This window comes from Kitasatospora sp. NPDC093558, from assembly GCF_040683475.1.
Taxonomy (GTDB): Bacteria; Actinomycetota; Actinomycetes; order Streptomycetales; family Streptomycetaceae; genus Kitasatospora.
This window is the reverse complement of sequence record NZ_JBFBDY010000747.1, coordinates 1-2,765: the sequence shown is the minus strand read 5'-3', so window position 1 is coordinate 2,765 and position 2,765 is coordinate 1. Positions and strand designations below refer to the sequence as shown.

The window sequence follows — 2,765 nt, the reverse complement described above, 5'->3', positions numbered from 1 at the left end:
CGTCGCTGGATGCGCCGTTCCTACCGTCGACGGCGCCGTCGTCGGTGTCCACGGACGCATCGGATCTGCCCTACTACGCGGTGCGCTCCCTGGTACGGATGTTCGCGGCGTTGGTGGCGTCGGTGCTGTTCACCTTCGTGTACGCGACGGCGGCGGCCCGGATGCGGCGGGCGGAGAAGGTGCTGCTACCGGTGCTGGACATCCTGCAGTCGGTGCCGATCCTGGGCTTCCTGTCGGTGACGGTGACCGCGTTCATCAACCTGTTCCCCGGCTCGACGCTGGGGCTGGAGTGCGCGTCGATCTTCGCGATCTTCACCTCGATGGCGTGGAACATGACCTTCGCCTTCTACTACTCCCTGATGTCGCAGCCCCGCGAACTCGACGAGGCGGCGCGGGTGATGCGGCTGACGAAGTGGCAGCGGTTCTGGCGCCTGGACGTACCGAGCGGGATGATCCCGCTGGTGTGGAACGGCATGATGAGCTTCGGCGGCGCCTGGTTCTTCCTGGCCGCTTCGGAGTCGATCAGCGTGCTGAACCACCACTACGCGCTGCCGGGCATGGGGTCGTACGCGGCAACCGCGATCGCGGCCGGGAACCTCGGGCAGGTCGGCATCGCGATCGCCGTGATGGTGGTCATGGTGATCGGCGTGAACGTGCTGTTCTGGCGCCCGATGACGGCGTGGGCGGAGCGGTTCCGGGTGGAGGAGTCGGAGGCGGCCGAGCGCCCGCGCAGTGTGGTGCTCGACATCCTGCGCCGTTCCAGCGTGCCGGAGCTGATCGGCCGTCCGTTGCGTCCGGCGGGCCGGGCACTGGATCGGTGGACGCGTCCGTTCGGGCTGGCCGAGCACCCGCTCGGGGTCTCGGTGGTGCGGGAGCGCACGGGGGACGTGTTCTTCGCCGGGGCGGTCGCGGCGGTCGTCGTCTTCGGCGCGTGGCGGGCACTGGCGTACGTGGACGACACCGTGGGCCTGTCCGAGTTCGGGCACGCCTTCGCGCTCGGGGCGGCGACCTTCGGACGGGTGATCGTGCTGCTCGTGGCGGTCACGGTGGTATGGGTGCCCATCGGGGTGTGGATCGGGATGAACCCGCGGGTAACCCGCTTCGCTCAGCCGGTGGTGCAGGTGCTGGCCAGCTTCCCCGCGAACTTCCTCTTCCCGTTCGCCACCGCCTTCTTCGTCGCGGTGGGGATCTCGCTCAACCTCGGGTCGATCCTGCTGATGGCGCTCGGCGCGCAGTGGTACATCCTGTTCAACGTGATCGCCGGGGCCTCCGCCGTCCCGACCGACCTGCGCGAGGCCATGACCAGCTTCCGGGTCGGCGGGCGGCTGCGGTGGAAGGCCTTCATCCTCCCGGCGGTCTTCCCCTACTACGTCACCGGCGGCATCACCGCGGCCGGCGGCGCGTGGAACGCCTCGATCGTCGCCGAGGTCGTCGACTACGGATCCCACCACCTGGAGGCCACCGGCCTCGGCTCCTACATCGCCAACGCCACCGGCACCGGCGAGTTCCCGAAGATCCTGGTCGGGGTGGCCGTGATGAGCGTCTACGTCGTCGCCCTGAACCGGCTCCTGTGGCGCCGCCTCTACCGGCTCGCCGAGACCCGTTACTCGCTCTGACCGACCATCCGAAGGGGAACACCGATGACCACCGGAACCCGTGGCGCATCCCGGACCGGGGCCACCATCGTCGAGGCCGACAGCGTCACCAAGACCTTCACCACCCCCGACGGCCGGGCCCTGCCCGTCCTCGACGACATCAGCCTGCGCCTGGCCGAAGGCGAGATCGTGGCGCTGCTCGGCAAGTCCGGCTCGGGCAAGTCCACCCTGCTGCGCTGCCTGGCCGGCCTGATCTCCCCCTCAGCCGGGACCGTCGCCTACCGGGGTGATCCGCTGGCCGGCGCCAACCCGGGGGTGGCGATGGTCTTCCAGTCCTTCGCCCTGCTGCCCTGGCTGACGGTGCAGCAGAACGTGGAGCTTTCGCTCCAGGCGCGGGAGGTGCCCGAGGAGGAGCGGCGCGAGCGGGCGTTGAAGGCGATCGACCTGATCGGCCTGGACGGCTTCGAGGGCGCCTACCCCAAGGAGCTGTCCGGCGGGATGCGCCAGCGCGTCGGCTTCGCCCGGGCGCTGGTCGTCGAGCCGGACGCCCTGTTCATGGACGAGCCGTTCTCCGCCCTGGACGTGTTGACCGCCGAGAACCTCCGCTCCGAACTCGTCGGCCTGTGGGAGGGGCACGAAGCGCCGGTCAAGTCGATCCTCATCGTCACCCACAACATCGAGGAGGCCGTGCTGCTGGCCGACCGGGTCCTGGTGCTCTCCTCCAACCCGGGCCGCATCCAGGCCGAACTCGCCGTCGACCTGCCCAGACCCCGCACCCGCAATACCCCGGCCTTCGAAACGCTGGTCGACACCGTCTACGGCATCCTCACCGGACGCGAGCCCCACACCGGACCCGCCACCCGGCAGGCCGCCACTCCGGTCTCCACCCCGCTGCCGCCGGCCAGCGTCGGCGGCCTCGCCGGCCTCCTGGAGATCCTGCTCGCGATGGGCGGCGACGAGGGCTTGGCCGAGATCGCCGACGAGCTCAACTTCGAGGTCGACGACCTGCTGCCACTGGTCGACGCCGCCGTCCTGCTGGACCTCGCGCGGACCACCGACGGACGCCTCGCGATCACCCCGGCCGGACGCGAGTTCGCCGCCGCCGACATCCTCACCAGCAAGAAGCTCTTCGCCCGCAACGCCGCCCGGCGCGCACCCCTCGTGCGCGCC

Annotated in this window: 2 protein-coding genes; both read left to right on the top strand. The window is 70.3% G+C overall.

Going from position 1 to position 2,765, the window contains the following annotated elements; translation table 11 throughout:
* The coding region (locus AB0O00_RS34645) for an ABC transporter permease subunit (protein ID WP_363658627.1) at window positions 1–1,616 on the top strand (1,616 nt) is incomplete at its 5' end.
* 24 nt (window positions 1,617–1,640) lie between these two features.
* Window positions 1,641–2,765: nitrate/sulfonate/bicarbonate ABC transporter ATP-binding protein (locus AB0O00_RS34640; protein ID WP_363658625.1), on the top strand; the 1,125-nt coding region annotated here is incomplete at its 3' end.